Genomic DNA, 18232 nt, shown 5'->3' with positions numbered 1-18232 from the left:
CCGGGCCTGATGTAAATCTCCAGGCCGCGCGCTCGCGCCGCGGCCCGAGGCGACGATGGAAACGAAAAAGGTTCGCCTGACCAAGGAAAAGGAGACGTACCTCGCCACGTTGCACGGCAAAGCGATGGATGCGACGGCTCCGAATACGATTCTCGGCGACCGATTCGCCGCGGACGCGGTCGCGCATATCGACTACGATTTCGAGGCGTTGAAGCTCCCGAGCGGAGGCCATATCACCTTGCCGCTGCGGGCCCGGCACTTCGACCAATGGACGCGCGCGTTTCTCGCTCGACACCCCGCGTCGACGGTGCTGCACCTCGGCTGCGGCCTCGACACCCGCGTCTATCGAATCGATCCGGGCCCGGAGGTCCGCTGGTACGACGTCGACTTTCCCGACGTCCTCACGCTGCGCGAGAAGCTCTATCCGGAACGCGAAGGTTATCGTCGGATCGGCGCTTCCGTGACCGACCTCGCCTGGCTCGACACGATCCCCGGAGACACGCCGGTCCTCGTCGTCGCCGAGGGCCTTTTCATGTACCTCCGCGAGAGGGATGGGGCCGCAATGCTACGACGGATCACCGAGCAATTCCCGCGCGGAGAGGTCGTCTTCGACGGCTACAGCGCCGCGATGGTGCGCCTGGTCTCCCGCTTGGCGACCGTGCGCGGCGCCAAGGTCGAGCTCGTCTGGGGGATCGACGACCCGCACGACCTCGAAAAACAGGTCCCGAAGCTTCGGCTCGTCGAGAGCGTCGCGTTTCTGACGATGCCTGACCTCGTCGACCGGCTGTCGAAGAGCTGGTTCTCCGGCGTGATGCACGGGCTCATGGGGCGGCTTCCATTTTATCGGAATCTCGTCCGCCACCTGCGTTATGCGTTTTAGACGCCCGCTTGCCATTGCATTCTTGCGCGACAAACGGAACCAGGACGGTCGATGACAAAAAAAGCCGCGCTCGAACATGCCACGAAGGAAACTGAACGTGACGCCTCGGACCTCGACCCGTCACGCACGCTCGCCGCGCTCCACGCTGAGGACACGCGCGAGCACGCGTCCGTTCCTCCGGTCGACACCCCCGATTATCGCGCGCTCCGCGAACGCGACCGCGCGCGCCGTGCGCAGGCGGAATCGTCGCTCAGCCTCTTGCAGGAGCGCGGAGGTGCCTCGGCCGAGGACTTGTTTCACGCCGCGTGGTTGTTCAATCATGGGGATCACCCCGCCGAGGCGCGGCGCGCGCACGAACTCGCGCGAGAAGCGGCCGAGCGAGGTTTTCCGCAGGCGCGCTGGCTCGCCGCCGCGGCCTACGACCGACGGTGCATGTACGAGGGTCGGCCGCAGAAATACGGGACGCAATTCGTCCCCGATGGCGTGCGTCATCGCCTTTGGGATACGGACCCGACGACGACCGACGCGGAGCGCGCTGCGTGGGATGTGCCGCCGCTCGCCGCGCAGCTTCGCCGCGCGGAAGAAATGACCCGCACGGAGCCGCAGCCGCCCATGACCGATGCGCCGGCGTGGCTGAAGGCAGCGATCGCCCGCTGGGGAAAATCCGGTTGAGGCGACGCCTTCGTTCGCGGTAGCCTGGGATGCTCATTGCCGCATCCTCGGAGTCCTGACGAATTGGAGCCCCCCGCCCTAAGCATCCCGACGAGTCACCCGGACGTCTGGATCGAGCCCCCCGATCTCCTGCACGTCACAATGCGGGGCACCGTCGACGTGGCGGAGGCGATGCCGCTCCTCGCCGCGCAGCTCGCGGCCGGCGGGACGTGGCCGCATGCCATCGTGCTTTGTGATGTCTCCGGCCTGGAGTGGATATCGATGGCGGCTCGCCGCAAATTTGCCGAAACACGGAATGTGGGGCCTCCGCGGGCCATCGTCGTGATCGGGGCCAATGCGATGTTACGAAACCTCGCCGATCTCCTTTTTCGCGCGGTCCAAGCGCTCCGCCCCACGCACCCGAGCCCCACCCGCTTCGTGCGTAACCTCGCCGAGGCCCGCGCCGCCATCCCCGAGCTCCGCCGCATGCTCGGCGCTCATTCCGATTGATCCTCGGCCGCCCGCGCGCACGCGGCCTCGTCCGTCGCGGCCGCCAACCAGCTTATCAGACATCGATCCGCGTCGTCCCCGCGGACGATCCGCGCGCCGCCCTTGTGCGCCTCCTCGCCGCGTGCCTTTCGAATCAACGAAAGCCGCTCCGGCTCGTTGCCGCCCTCCGCGCAGACCAGGCTGAGCACCTCGGGTTCGAGCCCGATCACCGATCGATAACTCGCATCGTGCTCCGCGTCGGTCGTCTCGCCGTCACCCGGCACGTCCTCCGCGGCGAGCCGCATCCCGGAGCTCCCGTAGAGTCGCAGGTTTCGCTCGGGTTTTCCGTGACAATCCAGCGTCGCGCATCGGTACTCCAGCGCGCCGCCGACGCTCGGATACGTGATACGGCTCGGGACGAGCAAGACATCCGTCGGTTCCGCTTCGGGCGCGCAGGCGACGGCGAGCGCGGGGAGCACGAGCGGGAACAACGAGCGCAGGAGCATTCGTCTCACGGACAACGGTCCTCCAGGGTCGCGGCGACGGAGAGCAAATAGACGCGGCCGGCGGAACGTGGACTGGGGTCGTTGGTATGGCAGCTCGCGCATGACCCATCGACATTCACCGGCGATTCCATTTCCTGACGAAACCCGTCACGCTCGATCGCCACCCGCATCGGATATTCGGGCGTGAAATCGCCGGGCCTCACGAAAAAATTCCCGGCGCAGTTCGTGGCCGTCACATAGGCCGTCCCGCGCGCGTCGACGAGATGCACGAGTACATCGGGGATCGGCTTTGTCGCATCGGCGCGCTCGTAGATCGTCCCGGCGACGGTGAGCTCGGTGGCCTCGGCGCCGTCGTGACAGACGAGGCATGGCTGTCCGGGGCGGTGCAAGGGGCCGAGAGGAATGGCAGGGGACTCGGGCCCGAGATCCGCAATGGCGCCCTCCTGGAGCGGGTTCGTGCATCCCATACCCGCAATCCCCAAAAAGACCCCCGCGAATTGCACCGCGGAGGACCAGCGAGGGACCGACCTTCGTGAAGCAGGCTTCTGCGTCAGCGTCGACACGAACAACTTTCCTCTTGTCTCCAGGGCGTGATCTCCTCTAAACTGAAGATGAAAGTAGAAATCAACATCAACAGGGTACCCGGCGCCGATGGTCAGGTCAACGAGAAACGCGAAACGTATCGCCCTCGCGTGGGCGTCAGGCCTCTTCTTGCCCATGCTTCTCGCTTGTGGTCCCGCGGCCCGCAGCGACCCTGCGTTCTGGACGCCTTATACCGGCGATGACGGCGCAGGCAGCACGGCCTCCGAAGCGGCGAGCAGCACGGGAACGGGTATGGGCGGCGCGGGCGGAACCGGCGGCGGGCCGCCCGCCGGCGGCACGCTATCATTTCGCGTCACCACCGTCTCCCTCGACGGCGAGTATGCCCCGAAAAACATAGGCGCCATCTGGATCACGAACGCGCAGGATACGTTCGTGAAGACGCTCGAGGTATGGGCGGCCAAACGCGTGGAGCACCTCGTGCGCTGGAGAGCTGCATCGGGCACGAATGTCGTGGATGCGGTCACCGGCGCCACGAGGAAATCGCACATCGAGCACGCGGTGTCCTGGAATGGTACGAACACGGCCGGCCTCGAGGCTCCAGACGGCACGTATCGCGTGCACGTCGAATTCACCGAATGGAACTCGTCGGACTCCGGCGAGGATCCCGGGCCGTGGATGACGCTTGATTTCGTCAAGGGCCCGAGCGCCCAGGAGACGACCTTGCCGGACGAGCCGGCATTCATCGGAAGGTATCTTTCTTGGACACCCTGACGAGGGTCGATCCCTCCAATCAACCCCGTTTCGACGAGAGGTATCCATGGTCCTGCGCATCACGCGTCTCGTTTGCCTGCTCGGGCTCCTGCACGGGCTCGCGGCCTGCACACACGTCGCGCCTTACGAGCGCGGGCGCCTCGCGCATCCGACGATGGCGGTCGGCCCCGTCTCCGGCCCCGGCGAATCCCACATGCAAGCGGTCCACGAAGGCGCGACCGGCGGGTCGGCGAGCGCCGAGGGCGGCTGCGGCTGCAATTGACGCGCGCGCGTGGCTCCTCGTCGCGGCGCTCCTGCTCGTTCCGAAAGAGACGCTGGCCGCGGACACGCCCCCGAAAAAGACCCCCAGCCTGAACAATGGCCTCTCATTGTCGCTCGTCCAGGATCTAGGGATCCACGCGGGCAACGACGTCTGCTCGCCGGAGAGCCAACTCCACGGCGACTACGCCTGCTTCCGTGACTCGGGTACGCAATACCACGGCACGCCGCTCGTCGCGCGCGGCGGGGATGTGCGGCCAGGCCTCCAGATCGCGACGACGCGGATCTTGCTCGGCTTCGACCGCGTGGTATTCGACAATGTCACGCTCGGATTGCGCGCCGGATGGGTGCTCCGGGGAGGCGGGCCGCGGCCGAGCGGCGCCGAGGCGCCGGAATTCTTGCCATTTCACGGCGAGATCCGCGCGGGATATACGTTCGGCGTCCGGCCCTTCGCCAGGTCGGGGTTCCGGGGCTCTTTCTTCGTCGCCGCCGGCATCGCTCAATTCGACACCGCGTACCGCGTCGTCGTCGAAGAGGACACGACGAAGCCGCCGCCTGCGAGCCAGCTCGACAATCCCCCCTCGCAGACGCTCAGCGCGTACCGAAAATCCGGAACGGGCTTCGTTGGCGTTGGGGTCGCGGCGGCTTATGCGATCTCACCTTCGTTCGGCATCTCCGCCGCCCTGAAGTTCACAAAGCCCTTTCCCTCGACCGGCACACTCCTCTCGCCCGAGCTCTCCTGTTCCTACGCTTTCTGAAGCGCCACCGACGTCAATCGAATGTCGCTTGCAGGGCGAGCGCCGAGAACAAAGCATTCCGCCGCGTGAGGTAGAGCGCGTCGAGGTAACGCGTGAAGACTCCGTCCACCTGGAGGCTCGCCGTGAACCTCGCGCCGAGCTTCACGGACACCCCTCCTCCGCCCGTCAGCGTCCAGAGCGGCCCGAGCTCGCGATCCCCGGTTCGGATCGCTGGAATCGTGATCGATCCGTCCGCCGCGACGGCCACCTCGGTCGCGCGCTGCCAGAACACGGTGCCGGTCTGCGCATGGAAGCGAAGGCGCGGCCATATCGTGACGAACCGCCCGATGTCGATCGAATATCGCGCGTCCGTCGTGCTCGCGGCCATTCCCCACGAATCTGTGTAGAGCCTCTCCTCGACGCGCAGCGTGCCGCGTGAACGTCGGTGCGCGAGACGTCCGGTCAGCGCGAACCGATCCCGCGTGAGAGGCAATGCCTCCAGGGGCCGCGCGTGCAGGCGTAGCGCGCTCACGAGAGCGACGCTCGCGCCGACGGGCACCTCCTCCGCAGCGCCTACCTCGAAGAGGGGCACGTAACGATACGGTTTGGCCTGATTGCCCCGCTCGAACATCCCGTCGAGCTGAATCGCCGCGATCGTCGAGGAATTCACGACGATCGTGAGCCCGGCATTCAGGTCGTGCCGCTCGAGTGTCCATCCAAACACGTCGAACGGGGTCCCAGCGCGTCCCGCCGTATCGTGCCGGTACGAATACCCGAACAGCAGACCGTAATTCTTTTCGTCGAACTCGAGCGTCCCGCGGAGCCCCGCCGATATCGACAGATAATCCGGCTCGCGCGACAGCGACGCATGCGCGCCGACCCCGACGTCTCCTTTTTCATAGCCCCCTTCGAGGTTTCCGGCGTGGCGGACCTCGGTCCAGGGGGGCGACGCAGTTGCCACGATATCGGGCGACGCGGCGGTCACCACGTCGACGAGATAACGACCGCTCAGGGACCAGCCTGCCGTCGGGCTCGAAATCGTGCCCGCAATCGTCGGAGTCACGACGCCGACATGGGTATCATCGAGATAAAATGACGTCTCGGCGCTGGCGCTGGCGTCGAGGCCCGACGTGGCCTGACGCTTCGCAGGCGTCTCAGCTTTCGGGTCGCGTGCAAACGAAAGGGGAAGGGAGAGAATTGACGAAAGGAGAGCGCAGAGGAGCGCGATCTCACGGTGCTGGAAAGACATCAACCTTCGCCGTCGTATTCGTCCTCGTCGTCGTCATCGTCGTCATCGTCGTCATCGTCGTCATCATCGTCATCATCGTCATCATCGTCATCATCGTCATCATCGTCATCATCGTCATCATCGTCATCATCGTCGTCGTCGTCGTCGTCGTCGTCGTCGTCGTCGTCATCGTCGTCGTCGTCGTCGGGCGGCATATAGATCCCCGAGCCCGTGGAGCTGGACGTCGTCGCGCCACTGCCGCCGGTGCCTCCGGCGCCACCCGTACCGCCTCCGGCGCTCGCGCTCGTGTCGTCGTTCGCGCCCTCGTCCAATACCTCCACCGTTTTGCGTGCTTGGTCGTGGCTATCGAGCGCCGCGCACGCAGGCAAGCCGACAACGAGTGCCGGGACGACCATGCTCGTCAGGTAACGTCGCAGAACGAAATCACGCATACATCACCCCGAACATCATGAGTGTTCCTCGAGCGAAACGGCTCCAAACACGTGCTTCCTCTAACATCATGGCCTGCTTCTAGCGGAACAATCATGAAAATGCAAGTGATTTTCAACAACGAGCGGAGGCCCGCGATGCGTCCGTACCGTGATATCCTCCGGTCATGAACGATCTCCCGGCGCATCTCCTCGCCTTGCCCGTTCCTGTTTTGCTGATTGCTTCCGTGGCGATCGTGAGCCTTCTCGGGTTGGCCTCCGAGCCCGTGCGGCGAGCGCTGATCTTGAGCCCTTATCAGGTGCGCAAGAACGGGCACGTCCATCGCCTGCTCACCGCAGGCTGGGTGCACGCGGACTTCTCGCACCTCGCGTTCAACATGTTCTCGCTGTACTTCTTCACGGAGCAAACCATTCGTGTGCTCGGCGTGGCGCGGTACCTCGCGCTGTACGTGACCGCCGTGATCGTCGGGTTCATCCCCACGACCCTGCGGCACATGCGAAACCCGAATTATAGCTCGCTCGGGGCATCCGGCGCCGTGGCCGCCGTGATGTTCAGCGCCGTCCTCCTGGTCCCAAAGCTCAAGCTGCAGCTCATGTTCCTGCCGATTCCCGTGCCGGGCATCGTGTTCGCCGTGGCGTACCTCGCCTACAGCGCCTGGCACTCCGTCGCCGCGGGCGACGATATCAACCACGACGCGCATTTCTCCGGCGCGATCTACGGCGCCTTGCTCACGTACCTCCTCGAGCCGGCGCGCGTGGAGCGAACGGTGAAGAGCTTCTTTTGATCACCCGACTTCCCTCTTGTGTCGGGCGCGCCGCAATGGAAACCTCGCGGGCCATGCGGACCCTTTACCGCCTCGTACGTCCCGGGGTTTGCCTGGGGCTCGGCCTTTTGCTCTCGGCTTGCACGCTCGACGAATACACGCCTCCCGCCCCGCCAGACCAGGACAACGAGGAGGCTTGCACATCGCTCACCGAGATCGCGCCCGGCGAGTCCTTGTCCCTCTTCGACGACACGAGCCGGGGGACGGACTTGACCACGCAGAGCCCGATGTTCAAAGGCTGCATGCCTGGCGAGAGAATCGGCAAGGAGCTCGTCTTTCCGGTCCGGCCCTCGGCGCCGGGCACGCTCGTCGCGACGCTCCTGCCCCAGTATGCGCACCACTGGCTGCACACGTGGACGACCTGCCCCGGCAGCGGAGGCGACGTGCTCGATTGCTCGTTCGGATCGATGATCGAGGCACACGACGTCAATCAAGTCAACGTCCAGGCGGACGCGACCTATTACGTCATCGTCGACGGGTGGATGGACGAGGCCGGCGAGTTCGAGCTCATGCTCGAACTCAAATGACGGCTACTCGACGACCGCCTGCATGAATCCCTTCATGAACGCGCGGTACTCACGCGTCGGAATCATATCCATCATGCGGGGCACGCGGCTCTTCAGCCATTGCAAGATCGCCAGGGTGTCGCGCTTCATGATGAGCACGACGAGCTCGCCGAGCACGTCTTCTCCGAGTTCATTTCCCACGATGGAGAAGATCTGCCGGCCGAGCTCGTAGCCACAATCGGTGAAGCTCTTCTCGCCCGATCGCGCCTCATACACGAGGACACGGAAAAACAGCGGGCAGGCGTTCGAGGCGGGGGCACGTCCCGGGAGCGTCCGCGGACGGGCCGGGCTCGGGGGGCGGCTGTCGTTCTTCGCTTTGGGGGTCATGCCGATACGCCGGTGCGAGGATCGTACCGGGAGCACCTGCAACTTCGGCGCCCACCATCAATGGATGGGCCTGACCGCCGCCGCGAAACCTTCGGGGCCGAGCGCATTGAGCACCTCGCTCTTGCGGAGCCCGCCTCGCCGCGCCACGCCCACGCCGAAACGCAGGGACGAAAGGCCCTTCGTCGAATGCGCGTCCGTCGAGATGACGAAACGAATCCCTCGCTTTCGCGCCTCCTTCAGCCAGCGAGGCTCCATATCGAGCCGGTACGGGTCCCCGTTGACCTCGATCGCGGCCCGCGACGAGGCGATCACGTCGAGCACCTCCTCGACCCGGCAAGCGAAGGGCTCGCGCCGCAAGAGCAGGCGGCCGAGCGGATGGCCCCATATCTTGAAGATCGGCTGCCGCATCGCCTCCACGAGCCTTTGCGTCATCGCGGCCTCGTCCATCTTCATGCGTGAATGGACGCTCGCGATCACCACATCGAGCTGCTCCAGGATGGCGTCGGGGTAATCGAGCGCGCCCGTCGCGAGGATGTCCGACTCCGTCCCGCGCAGAAGCTTGATCTTCACGCGCTCCTGGACGCGCGCGATCTCGTCCCATTGCAATTTCAGCCGATCGAGCTCCACACCCCTCGCATAATGCGCGGTCGGCGAGTGGTCCGTGATCGTGAGGTATTTCATCCCCATCGCCTCGGCCGCGCGCGCCATGTCCTCGATCGTGTCGTTGCCATCGGAAAAGACCGTGTGGCAATGCACCATGCCCTGGATGTCGCCCTGCGTGACGAGGTCGGCGAAATCGTCCTGCCGCGCAGCCTCGATCTCCCCGTCTCCCTCTCGAAGCTCAGGGGGCACGGGATGCAGGCCGAGCGCCCGATAGATCTGCGCATCGCTCTCGATGCGGACGAGCGCGCGCGCCTCATCGAGCGCGAGGCCCTGCTCCGTGGCGACCCGGCCGAGCTCGGCGAGGTGCGCCGCGGAGCCTGTGCGCATCAAAAGAGCTCCCGCATAATGGGCCGGCGCGACCACGTGCACCGACGCCGGCACGTCTCCCGCGAGACACAGATCGACCCGTTGCGCGTCTCGGCACCGCACCCGCGTCACCCGCGGAAATCGCTCGGCGTGATCGAGCACCACGCCGGCCTCGTCACTCGCCACGACGACATGCACATCGGAGACCGTTTCGCAAAAACGACGCACGTCGCCGGCGAGATCCGCCTGCTTTACCTCCGGGAAGGCGCGGAGGTGGTCGAGCAGCGGCTCCGCGACGCCGAGCGCGTCGACGAGCAGCACCCGCGCCTCACGTATCTCCCGCTGCGCGATGGCTTCGAGCAGGCTCTGCTGCGTCTTCAGACCGAATCCTTTCACCGAGCGGACGCGGCCCGCGAGGCACGCCTGCCGCAGCTCCTCCACGCTCGTGATCCCCAGCGCGTCGTGGAGCGCCTGGACTTTTTTCGGGCTGAGCCCGGGAATCTCGCAAAGCTCGAGCACCCCGGGCGGCAGCTCCGCGCGGAGCTTCACGTGGAGCTCGGATTGCCCCGTGCGGACGAACTCGGTGATGACGGAGGCGAGCGACACGCCAATGCCGGGCACCTGCGTCAGGCGCCCCTCCTCGACCAGCCGGCCGAGGTCCTCGGAGATCGCCTCGACCGCCGCCGAGCCATTCTCGTAGGCCTGCACCTTGAACGAGCTCTCCCCTTTGCATCGGAGCAGGGCTCCGATCTCGCGAAGCGCTCGGGCGACGTCGAGCTTGTCCACCATCGTGCTCATCCTCTCCAGCCAGTACCAACAGGCACAGGACCGACGCCCTGTCAAGCCTGAGACATGCAATGTCCGATCGCGTTTTCTTTTTCATGGACGATGGCGCACCGGACCGGCCATCCTTTTTCTCTTCGAGGAGGCCCCCATGCCGCATGCGCTCTTGCAAGCGAAGCCGCACCCGCTCGCCGTCGTCGTGGTGACCGTGACGTGTTTGCTCGGTGCGTACGTGCTCCTTTCCCGCTCGCCTGTCCTCGTGCATCCATCGACGCTCGAAATGGCACCCGTGCACGATTCCGACGAGAGACCGGCACCGCCCCGGGATACCGCCGCGCCAGGGCGACGGTACTGATCGTTCCCCGCACGCTCGTTTTTCCTTCTACAACCATTCCAGCATTTCTCCACGCCATGCCACGACGCTGATCGCACGCGTATCCAGCGGTGCCGAGCGCAAGCAAGGCACTTCCGTCATCCCGCTGACGCGCCGCTTCGAGGTAATGCGGCTCTCCCGAACGAGCGCCGTTCGCGCGCTGTTTTTGCTTGGTTTCACCTATCGGCTTCGGCACGATCTACGCTCGATCGTGTCGCGAGACACCCGATGAGGGAGAAGCATACGGTATTTTTCGAGCCGCCGGATACGGCCGTGTGGAGGTTCAACGGTGACATCAGCGAGGCGGAGATGCGCGAGCTGACGTCACGGGAAAAATCCCTCATCGCCGGCCGCCCCTATCTCCTGAAGCTCGTGGATCTTTCACGCACCGGAACCGTCAGCGCGGGCGCGCGCAGGGCGGGAGCGGAGAAGGTGCACGACGTCCCCGTGCTCGGCGTGGCCGTCTTCGGGGCGCACTTCGCGATCCGCGTCCTCGCGGACCTCGTCGTGCGCGCCGGTAGTTTCCTCCGGCGAATCGACGCGGTGCCCACCCGCTATTTCGCGACCGAAGCCGAGGCCCGCGCCTGGCTCGCGGAGCGACGCGCGCTCATCAAGGCCGAAAAGCAAAACCGTTCCTCGTAATGGCGAGAGCCCACCCATTTCGGTCACTCGAGTGACCACCCGTCCGCATCCCCCACGTCCTCTTTCGCGCCTTCAGCCGATTTTAGATTTCACTTCGAAAGCGAAAATGGTAGGGTCGATAAAACAGTGCGGGTCGACCTGGTCGCGGCTGTTACCGCCGGTCGTTCCTCCTGTCCAGGGGTCCAACCATGAGCAAGACGCTTCCTTTCAGGTGGCTGGCTTTGGGTGCTGCGAGCGCGTTGCTGCTCGGCGCGTGCGTCGTCCAGGACGACGAGGACGGGGCCGGCAGCGAAATCGTGGTCGACGAAGGAATGGATCCCGCCGCGGGTGACATCGCGGTCGAGCTCTCCGTCGACAAGGTATCCGTGAGCCTGGCTGAGAGCGTGACGGTCACGGTGAAGCTCACCAACACGACGAAGCGCGCGATCCACCTGCCTGCGTGGTATGCGCCTGGCGAGGACCTCGAAGAGGATCTATTCCTTGTGACCCGCGGCGGGCAACCAGTAGAGTTCACGGGTCCGCATTACAAGCGGGCGGCGATGTCGGACGAGGATTACGTCGTGCTCGGCCCGGGCAAGACCGTGACGCGCACGGCCACGCTCTCGGGCTTCTACGATCTGACGCAGACGGGCACCTACACCGTCCAGTACGCGGCCGACATGCTGACGCCCGTGACGAAGCAGGCGGTCTCGCTCGATTCGAACGAGGTGAGCCTCTGGATCGAGGGCCGCGCGAATGCGCCGTCGCCCCAGTTCCTCAACGCCCCGGGGCCGCAGAACTTCGGGAGCCTCGGCTTCAACAAGTGCAGCGCGGACCAGCAAACCACGGTCACGCAAGCGCTCGGCGCGGCCAGCACGATGGCGAACGGCGCGGTCGCCTACCTCGGCGGCTCGCCCTCGGCGACGCCGCGGTACACCACGTGGTTCGGCGCGTTCTCGACGAACGGCTGGAGCACGGCGAAGAGCCATTACGCGGCCATCAAGGACGCGGTCGATTCGAAGTCATTGAATTTCGATTGCGGCTGCAAGAAGAAGTACTACGCGTACGTGTATCCGAACCAGCCGTACAACGTGTACCTCTGCAGCGTCTTCTGGAGCGCGCCGCTCTCCGGCACGGACTCCAAGGGCGGCACCATCATCCACGAGCTTTCGCACTTCGACGTCATCGCCGGCACGGACGACTGGGTGTACGGCCAATCCGGCGCGAAGTCGCTCGCGCTTTCCGATCCTGCGAAGGCGCTGAACAACGCCGACAACCACGAATACTTCGCCGAGAACACCCCCGCCCTCCAGTGACCGAGCGGCGCTCGCGCGCCCCCGCACCTCGCCCCCGATGGGCCCGCCCGATTCGGACGGGCCTACTCGAAGACGTCGGACTCCGGCTCGTACAAAAAGACCCGCGCGCGGGGCTCTGCCTCGACCGACGTCTGGCTCACTGCGACGCCTCCCGGCTGCGATGCCGGCAGTTTTTCCGGGCTTTTCGGGGGAAACCACCTCCGGAGCCAGCGGCTCATGATCACGAACGTCCCGACCCCGCTCCGCCCCGATCCCACCGGGATCGTGTACGTCGTGTACGCCTCCGTCGTTTCGCCGCGGACCCTGAGGAATCCGCCTGCGACCTTCGTCTCCTTCGCCTCGAACCCGAGCAGTACCTCTGGCAAGACAAACACGACCCGCGCGTCGTTCTCCTGTTTGTCCTGGTACGCATTCACGCGGCCCGCCAGGATCGACGCGGCCACCACGCGTGCCCTCCGCATCACGCGGAGATCGGGCGTCCCTTCGAGTGTCCCTTCCACGCGCTCCACGACGATCCCGTCCCCGTCCGCCCTGTCGAAGGACAGATACGACATGGGCCCCGAAATCAGGCTGCGCCCCTTGTCGGCTGGTTTCTCCTGGAAATACCCGCGCACCTGCCCGCTGCCCATGCCTTGGAACTCCGGTTCGGCGTAGAACGGCGAAGGCCAATCGTCCTTCCCGAACTTCATCTCCCCGCATTGTCCCGGCGGCATCAAGCGGATCTCCTCCGCGGGCCCGTCGAGCCACGGATAGGGCCTTCCGCGGCCATCCATGATCTTGAGCGGCCGCACGCCCGCAATCCCCGGCCCTTCCTTCGGCGCCTCCTGCACCTCCTCCTTCGGCAGGTCGGCCATACGCACCTCGATCATTCGCACGATCCGGCGGATCCGCGCTTGATCGATCGAGGTTTGTCGCGAGCAACAAATCGCGTCGTGTTGGCAACACGCGGGGGCCTTCGGGGCCTTCGCCGGCTTCGTGGCGAGCGGCGGAGGCGCCTCCCAGCCCGGCGGCGGCGCGGGCGCGTCGGCCGCGCGCGCCGCCCCTCCCTGCGTCGAGAGCAACGCCGCGCCGAACACGAACGCAGCCACGTATCGCATTTCGCTCCCTTCCCGCGCCGAGCGCTTCATCACAACGTCTCCAGGTAGGCGAGCAGCGCCTTCTTGTCCGCGCTGCTCAGCGTGCCGGGGAACATCCGTTGATCCTTCGCCGAGAGCATCTCGTCGAGCGTCGAATACCGCCCGTCGTGGTAATAGGGCGCGGTCCCGCGCACACCGAGCAGCGACGGCGTATCGAAATCGGCGCGACGCTCACCTTTTTGCCCGCTGCCCACGTCGTGCGGCTTTCCGTCCGTGCCCCCGTCCTTGTGGCAACCATTGCAGCCATAGGCCACGTACACCTGCTTGCCTCGCTCCGTGATCTCTTGCTCCTTCGGCTTCGACGGCGGCGGAGGCGGCAGCGACGAGACGTACGCGAGAAGCGCCTCGTAGTCCTCCTCCGAATGCTTCGCGAGGCCGGTCCCGCCGAGCCGCGTGAACGTCTCGTTCAAGTGGTCGCGCACCGTCGCGTGCTCCCCGAACCATCCATACGGCCCCGTGCTCGCGACGCGCCCCGCGAGCATCGGCGTCTGTCGCAGGCCGTCGGGGCTCGTCCATGCGAGCCCGTCCTCGCGCCCTTCGGGATGGCAACTCGCGCATCCGCGGCCCATGCCGAGGCGCGCGTCCCGCGTCGTATGAAACAGCCGCCGGCCTCGTTCGATCTTCGCGTCCCGCGCCACGCCCGATCGCCGCCAGAGCGGTACGCTCGTCACGACAAACGATTCACGCTCGATACGCGACAGCGCGCGATCCATCTCCGACCATACGAACACGTGTTTTCCTTCGTCGGAGAGCACGAGCGAGCTCGGGCCCGCGGGGAGCGCGGCCCGCCGCCGCTCGGCGAGGCTTGGATCCCCGACCCATGGATCCATCTCGATCACCGCGTCGATGTCGAGGCACGCAACGAAGAGGCCATTCTCGTCCGCCGCAGCGCTCCGCGGCAGGATACAATCCTGCCCGAACGCCGCGTTGAATACGCCCGCCACGTGGTTCGTGATCGCTCGCTTCGCGCCCGGATCGACCACGCTCACGAGCTGCGCCATCGTCCGCGGCCCTTGACCGGATCCGCCGTATCCGATCGTCATTCCCACGGCCGGCGCGCCTGGATCCACGCTCGTGTGCGGCGCGAAGATCCGGAGCGCGTCCCGCGTCCCGTCGCTGCGCGTCCCGACCACACGCGCGAGCGCATACCCTTGCGAGGCCGCGCGAGGTGTTTTGTCGTCGAACGTTCCATCCGCGCCCACGCGTCGGCCCGCGCGCAGCAAGATCGCTTCAGGCTCCTTCGCCGCGTCTTTCCAATCGACCACCGACACGACGCCCCCCACCGCGTGCGTGACGAACGCCGCCCCGCCCGCGTTCGCCACGATCACCGCGCGTGGCTCGCGCGGCAGCGGCACCACGCGTGAAACCGAGAGATCGGCGGTCGCGAGCACCGTCAGCGCCCCGCCGAACCCGCTCGTCACGAGCAGCGATCCGCCCTCCTCCGCAAACGCCCACGGCTCGGCCGCCACGTCCACCGCACATCGCTCCTCGAAGGGTTTTGCGAGCGCCTCGTCGGCAGGCTCGAGCAAGAGCACGCGCGACGTATCGCGCAACCCCACTGCGATGAGGCCTCCTTCGAGCGCGAGCACGTGCCCTGGCCGGCCTTCGAGCGGCGTCACCGACACCTGTCGCATCGAGCTCGTGTCGACCACATGAAGCGCCCGCTCGTCGTGATCCGCGACGAGCGCGAGCGTGTGCCCCCCGGCACGGACGAGCGTCACCGCTGAACTCGCGCCGCCGGCCGCAGCGCGCTCGAAGCGGCGGGGCGATCGCGCCGCGCAACGCGGCGGGCCGCTCGGCGCGACGGACACCGCGGACGCGGCTGGAGAAGCGGATGCGCTCGACGCGGCGCCGACGTTTTCTTCGCTACGATGGTTGGAGGTGCAACTGCTTGCCGCGACGCCACACGCGACGAGGGACACGGCGAAAGCCGCGTGTTTCCAGGGAGAGCGATGGGTCATCTCGATCGCGGCCTTTCGTGTCCGCGTGATGCGCGAGATTTTTTCGCGCTGCCTCCTTTCTGCGTCAAGGACCATGCGCGAAACCCTCTTGGGGGAGGCGTGTTCCCTCTGCTAGGATGCCCCTCGTGACGACGCCAAACGACGCGACGGACGACGCCCCGAGCACACGGCGGGTCCTCCCCGATACGCTGGAGCGCGAGAGGGCCGAGCGCACTTCCCAGAGCGCCCCCGCCCCGCGCGGCGCTCTCTACGAGATCGTCATATCGTACAAGGAACCGACGTTCGCCGAGCACGCGGGCCAGGAGGCTCGGACCTTCCGCGGCACGTTCCGTATCGAGGCCGCCGACGAGGATGACGCGCGTGTCCGCGCCGTCGCCGAGTTCCGCCGCATCCAGGCGAGCTCGTCCGTGGGCTGGCAGCGCGAAATCGTCGACGTCGCCTGTCGGCGCGCCGACCCCTGATCCCAGCACGCGCCGGGCGACGCGTGGCGGGATGTATACACCCCCCGCGACTCCCGATATGCTCTCCCGAGCAAGCCCGGCGCACCTCGAAACCTCCTCGCGCGGGCCGCACGGCGTAACGTCATGCGAACCCTCCTCCGCGGCCTCACGGCGCTCACCCTGCTCTCGCTCTCCCTGCCCGCGCGCGCCGACGACGCCGACGAGCGGAGCCGAAAGGACGACGAGCCACGAGCCCCAGACAAACCCGCCGAGGCGAAGCCCGACGCGCCGCGCCCGACCTCGCTCGACCTCGGGGTCTTTTACGTCCCGTGGGGTATGCACTACACCCGCTCGGCCATCGGCGCGACGCTCGGTTACAAAATTCCGCTCGTGCAAAAGAAAGGGATCTTGTGGGATTCGACGAACATCACCGTCGGCGTGCGTGATGTCTACGGCTTCGTCAACAATACCGTCGGTCCTTTCGTCGACATCACCCCGATTGCCTTCTTCCGGCTCCAGGTCCAGGGTGCCTACGATTATTTCATCAAGGAACCTTTCAACGGCGGCCTCCGTGTCATGACCCCGCTCGGCCGCGAGCGCCTCGCGGCAGGGCAGATCCGGCGCGGCAGGCGGACGGCCATCGACTGGGTGAACCAAGACGACGACGAGGGAATGGACAATCCAGCCCATTTCCTCGCCCCCATCAACCACGGAGGCTTGCGTCTCCGGGTCCTCCCCACCCTCCAGGGCAAGGTCGGTCCCATCGCCTTTCAATACAACTTCACGGCCGACTGGAATTATTACACCGCCCCGGGCGCGGGCGCAGACGATGTGTATCACGACAACTTCACCTTCACCCTGCGCAAGCTCCAGGATTTCAGCCACGCGCACGAGCTCCTCGTGGCCTACTCGGTCCCCGTCCCCAACCCCGGCGAGCTCTTGCTCGGCGTGAGCGGCCGGTATCAGCGCGTCCTCGGCACGGGCCTCGAACAACTCGGGCTGCACGCGGTCGCCTTCGGCCGGTGGCCGAAAAAGTTCCTGTCGAATCGCATGTCGCCCTTCGCCATCGCCCAGGTCGGAACGAACCTCATCGACCCGATGTGGCAATATGCTTTTTCCTGGATCCTCGTCATAGGCGCGGATTTCAACCTGTACAAATCGAAGACCTGAGCCCGAGGGTTGGGTCTACGCACGCATGAGAAACACCATCGATCTGAGGTCCGCGTTCCACGCCCGCTTCGGATACAACGGCCCCGCGCCCCGGGTGTTTTTTGCCCCGGGCCGCGTCAATCTGATCGGGGAGCATACTGATTACAACGACGGGTTCGTCCTGCCCGTCGCACTCGAAGTCGGCGTCACCGTCCTCGCTGCGCCCCGCGACGACCGCTGCATTCGCGTGCACGGCCTGGATTTCGATCAGACCGTCGAGTTTGACCTCGACCACCCCGGCCCCGGACAAACCGGCCGGTGGACCGATTACATCGAGGGCGTCGCGCACATGGTCGATGCGAGGGTCCAGGCGCTCCGCGGCGCGGATCTCCTCGTCGCAGGCGACGTTCCGCGGGGCGCGGGGCTCTCCTCCTCGGCGGCGCTCGAAATCGGGACCGGCTTCGCGTTGCTCTCACTCGCAGGCGCGACGGTCGACCGTGTGGCCCTCGCCCTCGCCGGACAGGCCGCCGAGCATACCTTCGTGGGCACGCGCTGCGGTATCATGGACCAGCTCGTCTCCGCGTGCGCCCGCGCGGACGCGGCCTTGCTCGTTGATTGCCGCTCGCTCGCGATGGAAGCCGTCCCCTTGCCCGGCGGCCCCGTCGCGATCCTCGTCAGCGATACCCGCAAAAAACACGCCCTCGCCACGTCCGAATACAACACGCGACGCGCGGAGTGCGAGCGCGGCGTCGCGCTCCTCCGCGGCGCACTCCCCCGGATCCGCGCGCTCCGCGACGTCACCGAGGGGGCGTTCGCCGAACATGCCTCGCTCCTTCCCGAGCCCCTCGTCCGCCGCGTGCGTCACGTCGTCACCGAGAATGCCCGCACGCAATCCGCCGCCGAGGCCCTCCGCCGCGGCGACGTCGCGGCCGTCGGCGCCTTGTTCGTCGCGTCGCACCGATCTTTGCAGCACGACTACGAGGTAAGCTGTCCGGAGCTCGACACACTCGTCGACCTCGCTGACGCCCAAGCAGGCGTCCATGGCGCTCGCATGACCGGCGGCGGGTTCGGCGGCTCGACCGTGTCCCTCGTCGACGAATCCGCGCTCGACGCGGTCATGGCTGCGGTCCGCGACGGCTACCGGAGCCGCTTCGGCGTCGAGCCCGGCTTCCTCGTCACGCGCGGCGGGGAAGGCGCCCGGGAAATTCGCGGCTGAACTGCAAAGCCTCTTTGCGCCCGAGGACCACCGACTTAT

General features: G+C 66.3%; 22 protein-coding genes. 14 read left to right on the top strand and 8 right to left on the bottom strand.

Translation table 11 applies throughout. From position 1 onward, the window contains the following. Positions 1–55 precede the first annotated feature (55 nt). The 3 genes from E8A74_RS39355 (at position 56) to E8A74_RS39345 (ending at position 2041) form a co-directional block, all read left to right on the top strand. Entirely contained in the window at positions 56–880 is an 825-nt protein-coding gene (locus E8A74_RS39355) for a class I SAM-dependent methyltransferase (protein WP_136934257.1), read from the top strand. 51 nt (positions 881–931) lie between these two features. Next, a complete protein-coding gene (locus tag E8A74_RS39350; RefSeq protein ID WP_136934256.1) occupies positions 932–1552 on the top strand; it encodes a hypothetical protein in 621 nt (206 codons plus the stop codon). Positions 1553–1693: 141 nt separating this feature from the next. Beyond that, complete coding sequence (locus E8A74_RS39345) at positions 1694–2041, top strand: hypothetical protein (RefSeq protein WP_136934255.1); 348 nt, start codon at positions 1694–1696, stop codon at positions 2039–2041. Here E8A74_RS39345 and E8A74_RS39340 read toward each other — a convergent pair. Both E8A74_RS39340 and E8A74_RS39335 read right to left on the bottom strand, forming a co-directional pair. Further along, positions 2029–2535: a hypothetical protein gene (locus tag E8A74_RS39340; RefSeq protein ID WP_136934254.1), complete on the bottom strand. Its 507-nt coding sequence runs from the start codon at positions 2533–2535 to the stop codon at positions 2029–2031. The two genes, E8A74_RS39345 and E8A74_RS39340, sit on opposite strands and share 13 nt — an antisense overlap. Next, complete coding sequence (locus E8A74_RS39335; RefSeq protein WP_136934253.1) at positions 2532–3089, bottom strand: carboxypeptidase regulatory-like domain-containing protein; 558 nt, start codon at positions 3087–3089, stop codon at positions 2532–2534. Before E8A74_RS39335 ends, E8A74_RS39340 begins: the two co-directional genes overlap by 4 nt. 88 nt (positions 3090–3177) lie before the next feature. On the opposite strand from E8A74_RS39335, the gene E8A74_RS39330 reads away from it, so the two are divergent. The 3 genes from E8A74_RS39330 (at position 3178) to E8A74_RS39320 (ending at position 4856) form a co-directional block, all read left to right on the top strand. Continuing rightward, the gene (locus tag E8A74_RS39330) at positions 3178–3840 is read left to right on the top strand and encodes a DUF2271 domain-containing protein (protein ID WP_136934252.1); all 663 of its coding nucleotides are present in this window, start codon (positions 3178–3180) and stop codon (positions 3838–3840) included. A gap of 46 nt (positions 3841–3886) precedes the next feature. After that, on the top strand, positions 3887–4102 hold the full coding sequence (locus tag E8A74_RS39325; protein WP_136934251.1) for a DUF4266 domain-containing protein: 216 nt from the start codon (positions 3887–3889) through the stop codon (positions 4100–4102). Between the two features lie 106 nt (positions 4103–4208). After that, positions 4209–4856 (top strand): hypothetical protein, encoded by a 648-nt coding sequence (locus tag E8A74_RS39320; RefSeq protein ID WP_136934250.1) that lies wholly within the window; start codon positions 4209–4211, stop codon positions 4854–4856. Positions 4857–4869: 13 nt separating this feature from the next. Here the strand turns inward: E8A74_RS39320 and E8A74_RS39315 are convergent, their stop codons facing one another. After that, positions 4870–5898 (bottom strand): DUF3570 domain-containing protein, encoded by a 1029-nt coding sequence (locus tag E8A74_RS39315; protein WP_170229710.1) that lies wholly within the window; start codon positions 5896–5898, stop codon positions 4870–4872. 185 nt (positions 5899–6083) lie between these two features. Beyond that, positions 6084–6479: a hypothetical protein gene (locus tag E8A74_RS53245; RefSeq protein ID WP_170229706.1), complete on the bottom strand. Its 396-nt coding sequence runs from the start codon at positions 6477–6479 to the stop codon at positions 6084–6086. A gap of 200 nt (positions 6480–6679) precedes the next feature. On the opposite strand from E8A74_RS53245, the gene E8A74_RS39305 reads away from it, so the two are divergent. Then, a complete protein-coding gene (locus E8A74_RS39305) occupies positions 6680–7297 on the top strand; it encodes a rhomboid family intramembrane serine protease (RefSeq protein ID WP_136934247.1) in 618 nt (205 codons plus the stop codon). A 53-nt stretch (positions 7298–7350) separates the two neighbouring features. Beyond that, positions 7351–7863 (top strand): hypothetical protein, encoded by a 513-nt coding sequence (locus E8A74_RS39300; protein WP_136934246.1) that lies wholly within the window; start codon positions 7351–7353, stop codon positions 7861–7863. A gap of 3 nt (positions 7864–7866) precedes the next feature. On the opposite strand, the gene E8A74_RS39295 is transcribed toward E8A74_RS39300, so the two are convergent. Further along, positions 7867–8229, bottom strand: coding sequence for a hypothetical protein (locus tag E8A74_RS39295; protein ID WP_136934245.1), 363 nt, complete (start codon positions 8227–8229; stop codon positions 7867–7869). 57 nt (positions 8230–8286) lie between these two features. Then, positions 8287–9996, bottom strand: coding sequence for a PHP domain-containing protein (locus E8A74_RS39290; protein ID WP_232379950.1), 1710 nt, complete (start codon positions 9994–9996; stop codon positions 8287–8289). A gap of 136 nt (positions 9997–10132) precedes the next feature. On the opposite strand from E8A74_RS39290, the gene E8A74_RS39285 reads away from it, so the two are divergent. From E8A74_RS39285 to E8A74_RS39275, 3 genes are all read left to right on the top strand, one after another. Continuing rightward, entirely contained in the window at positions 10133–10336 is a 204-nt protein-coding gene (locus tag E8A74_RS39285) for a hypothetical protein (protein WP_136934244.1), read from the top strand. Positions 10337–10582: 246 nt separating this feature from the next. Next, positions 10583–10996, top strand: coding sequence for a SpoIIAA family protein (locus E8A74_RS39280; protein ID WP_136934243.1), 414 nt, complete (start codon positions 10583–10585; stop codon positions 10994–10996). A 188-nt stretch (positions 10997–11184) separates the two neighbouring features. Beyond that, positions 11185–12291 (top strand): M35 family metalloendopeptidase, encoded by a 1107-nt coding sequence (locus E8A74_RS39275; RefSeq protein ID WP_136934242.1) that lies wholly within the window; start codon positions 11185–11187, stop codon positions 12289–12291. Positions 12292–12353: 62 nt separating this feature from the next. Here E8A74_RS39275 and E8A74_RS39270 read toward each other — a convergent pair whose 3' ends face one another. Next, positions 12354–13421 carry a hypothetical protein gene (locus E8A74_RS39270; RefSeq protein ID WP_170229709.1) on the bottom strand — a complete coding sequence of 356 codons (1068 nt, stop codon included), beginning with the start codon at positions 13419–13421 and terminating at the stop codon, positions 12354–12356. After that, positions 13418–15148 (bottom strand): c-type cytochrome, encoded by a 1731-nt coding sequence (locus E8A74_RS39265; protein WP_136934240.1) that lies wholly within the window; start codon positions 15146–15148, stop codon positions 13418–13420. Before E8A74_RS39265 ends, E8A74_RS39270 begins: the two co-directional genes overlap by 4 nt. Before the next feature lie 365 nt (positions 15149–15513). Between E8A74_RS39265 and E8A74_RS39260 the strand changes: the two genes are divergently transcribed. The 3 genes from E8A74_RS39260 (at position 15514) to galK (ending at position 18193) form a co-directional block, all read left to right on the top strand. After that, a complete protein-coding gene (locus E8A74_RS39260) occupies positions 15514–15849 on the top strand; it encodes a hypothetical protein (RefSeq protein WP_136934239.1) in 336 nt (111 codons plus the stop codon). Between the two features lie 123 nt (positions 15850–15972). Continuing rightward, positions 15973–16998: a hypothetical protein gene (locus tag E8A74_RS39255; RefSeq protein WP_136934238.1), complete on the top strand. Its 1026-nt coding sequence runs from the start codon at positions 15973–15975 to the stop codon at positions 16996–16998. Between the two features lie 25 nt (positions 16999–17023). After that, a complete protein-coding gene (gene galK / locus E8A74_RS39250; protein WP_136934237.1) occupies positions 17024–18193 on the top strand; it encodes a galactokinase in 1170 nt (389 codons plus the stop codon). The last annotated feature ends 39 nt before the right edge of the window (positions 18194–18232 follow it).

Source organism: Polyangium fumosum (assembly GCF_005144585.1).
In the GTDB taxonomy this organism is placed as follows: Bacteria; Myxococcota_A; Polyangia; order Polyangiales; family Polyangiaceae; genus Polyangium; species Polyangium fumosum.
The sequence above is the reverse complement of the archived record's forward strand: the minus strand, read 5'-3'. Positions and strand labels throughout refer to the sequence as shown.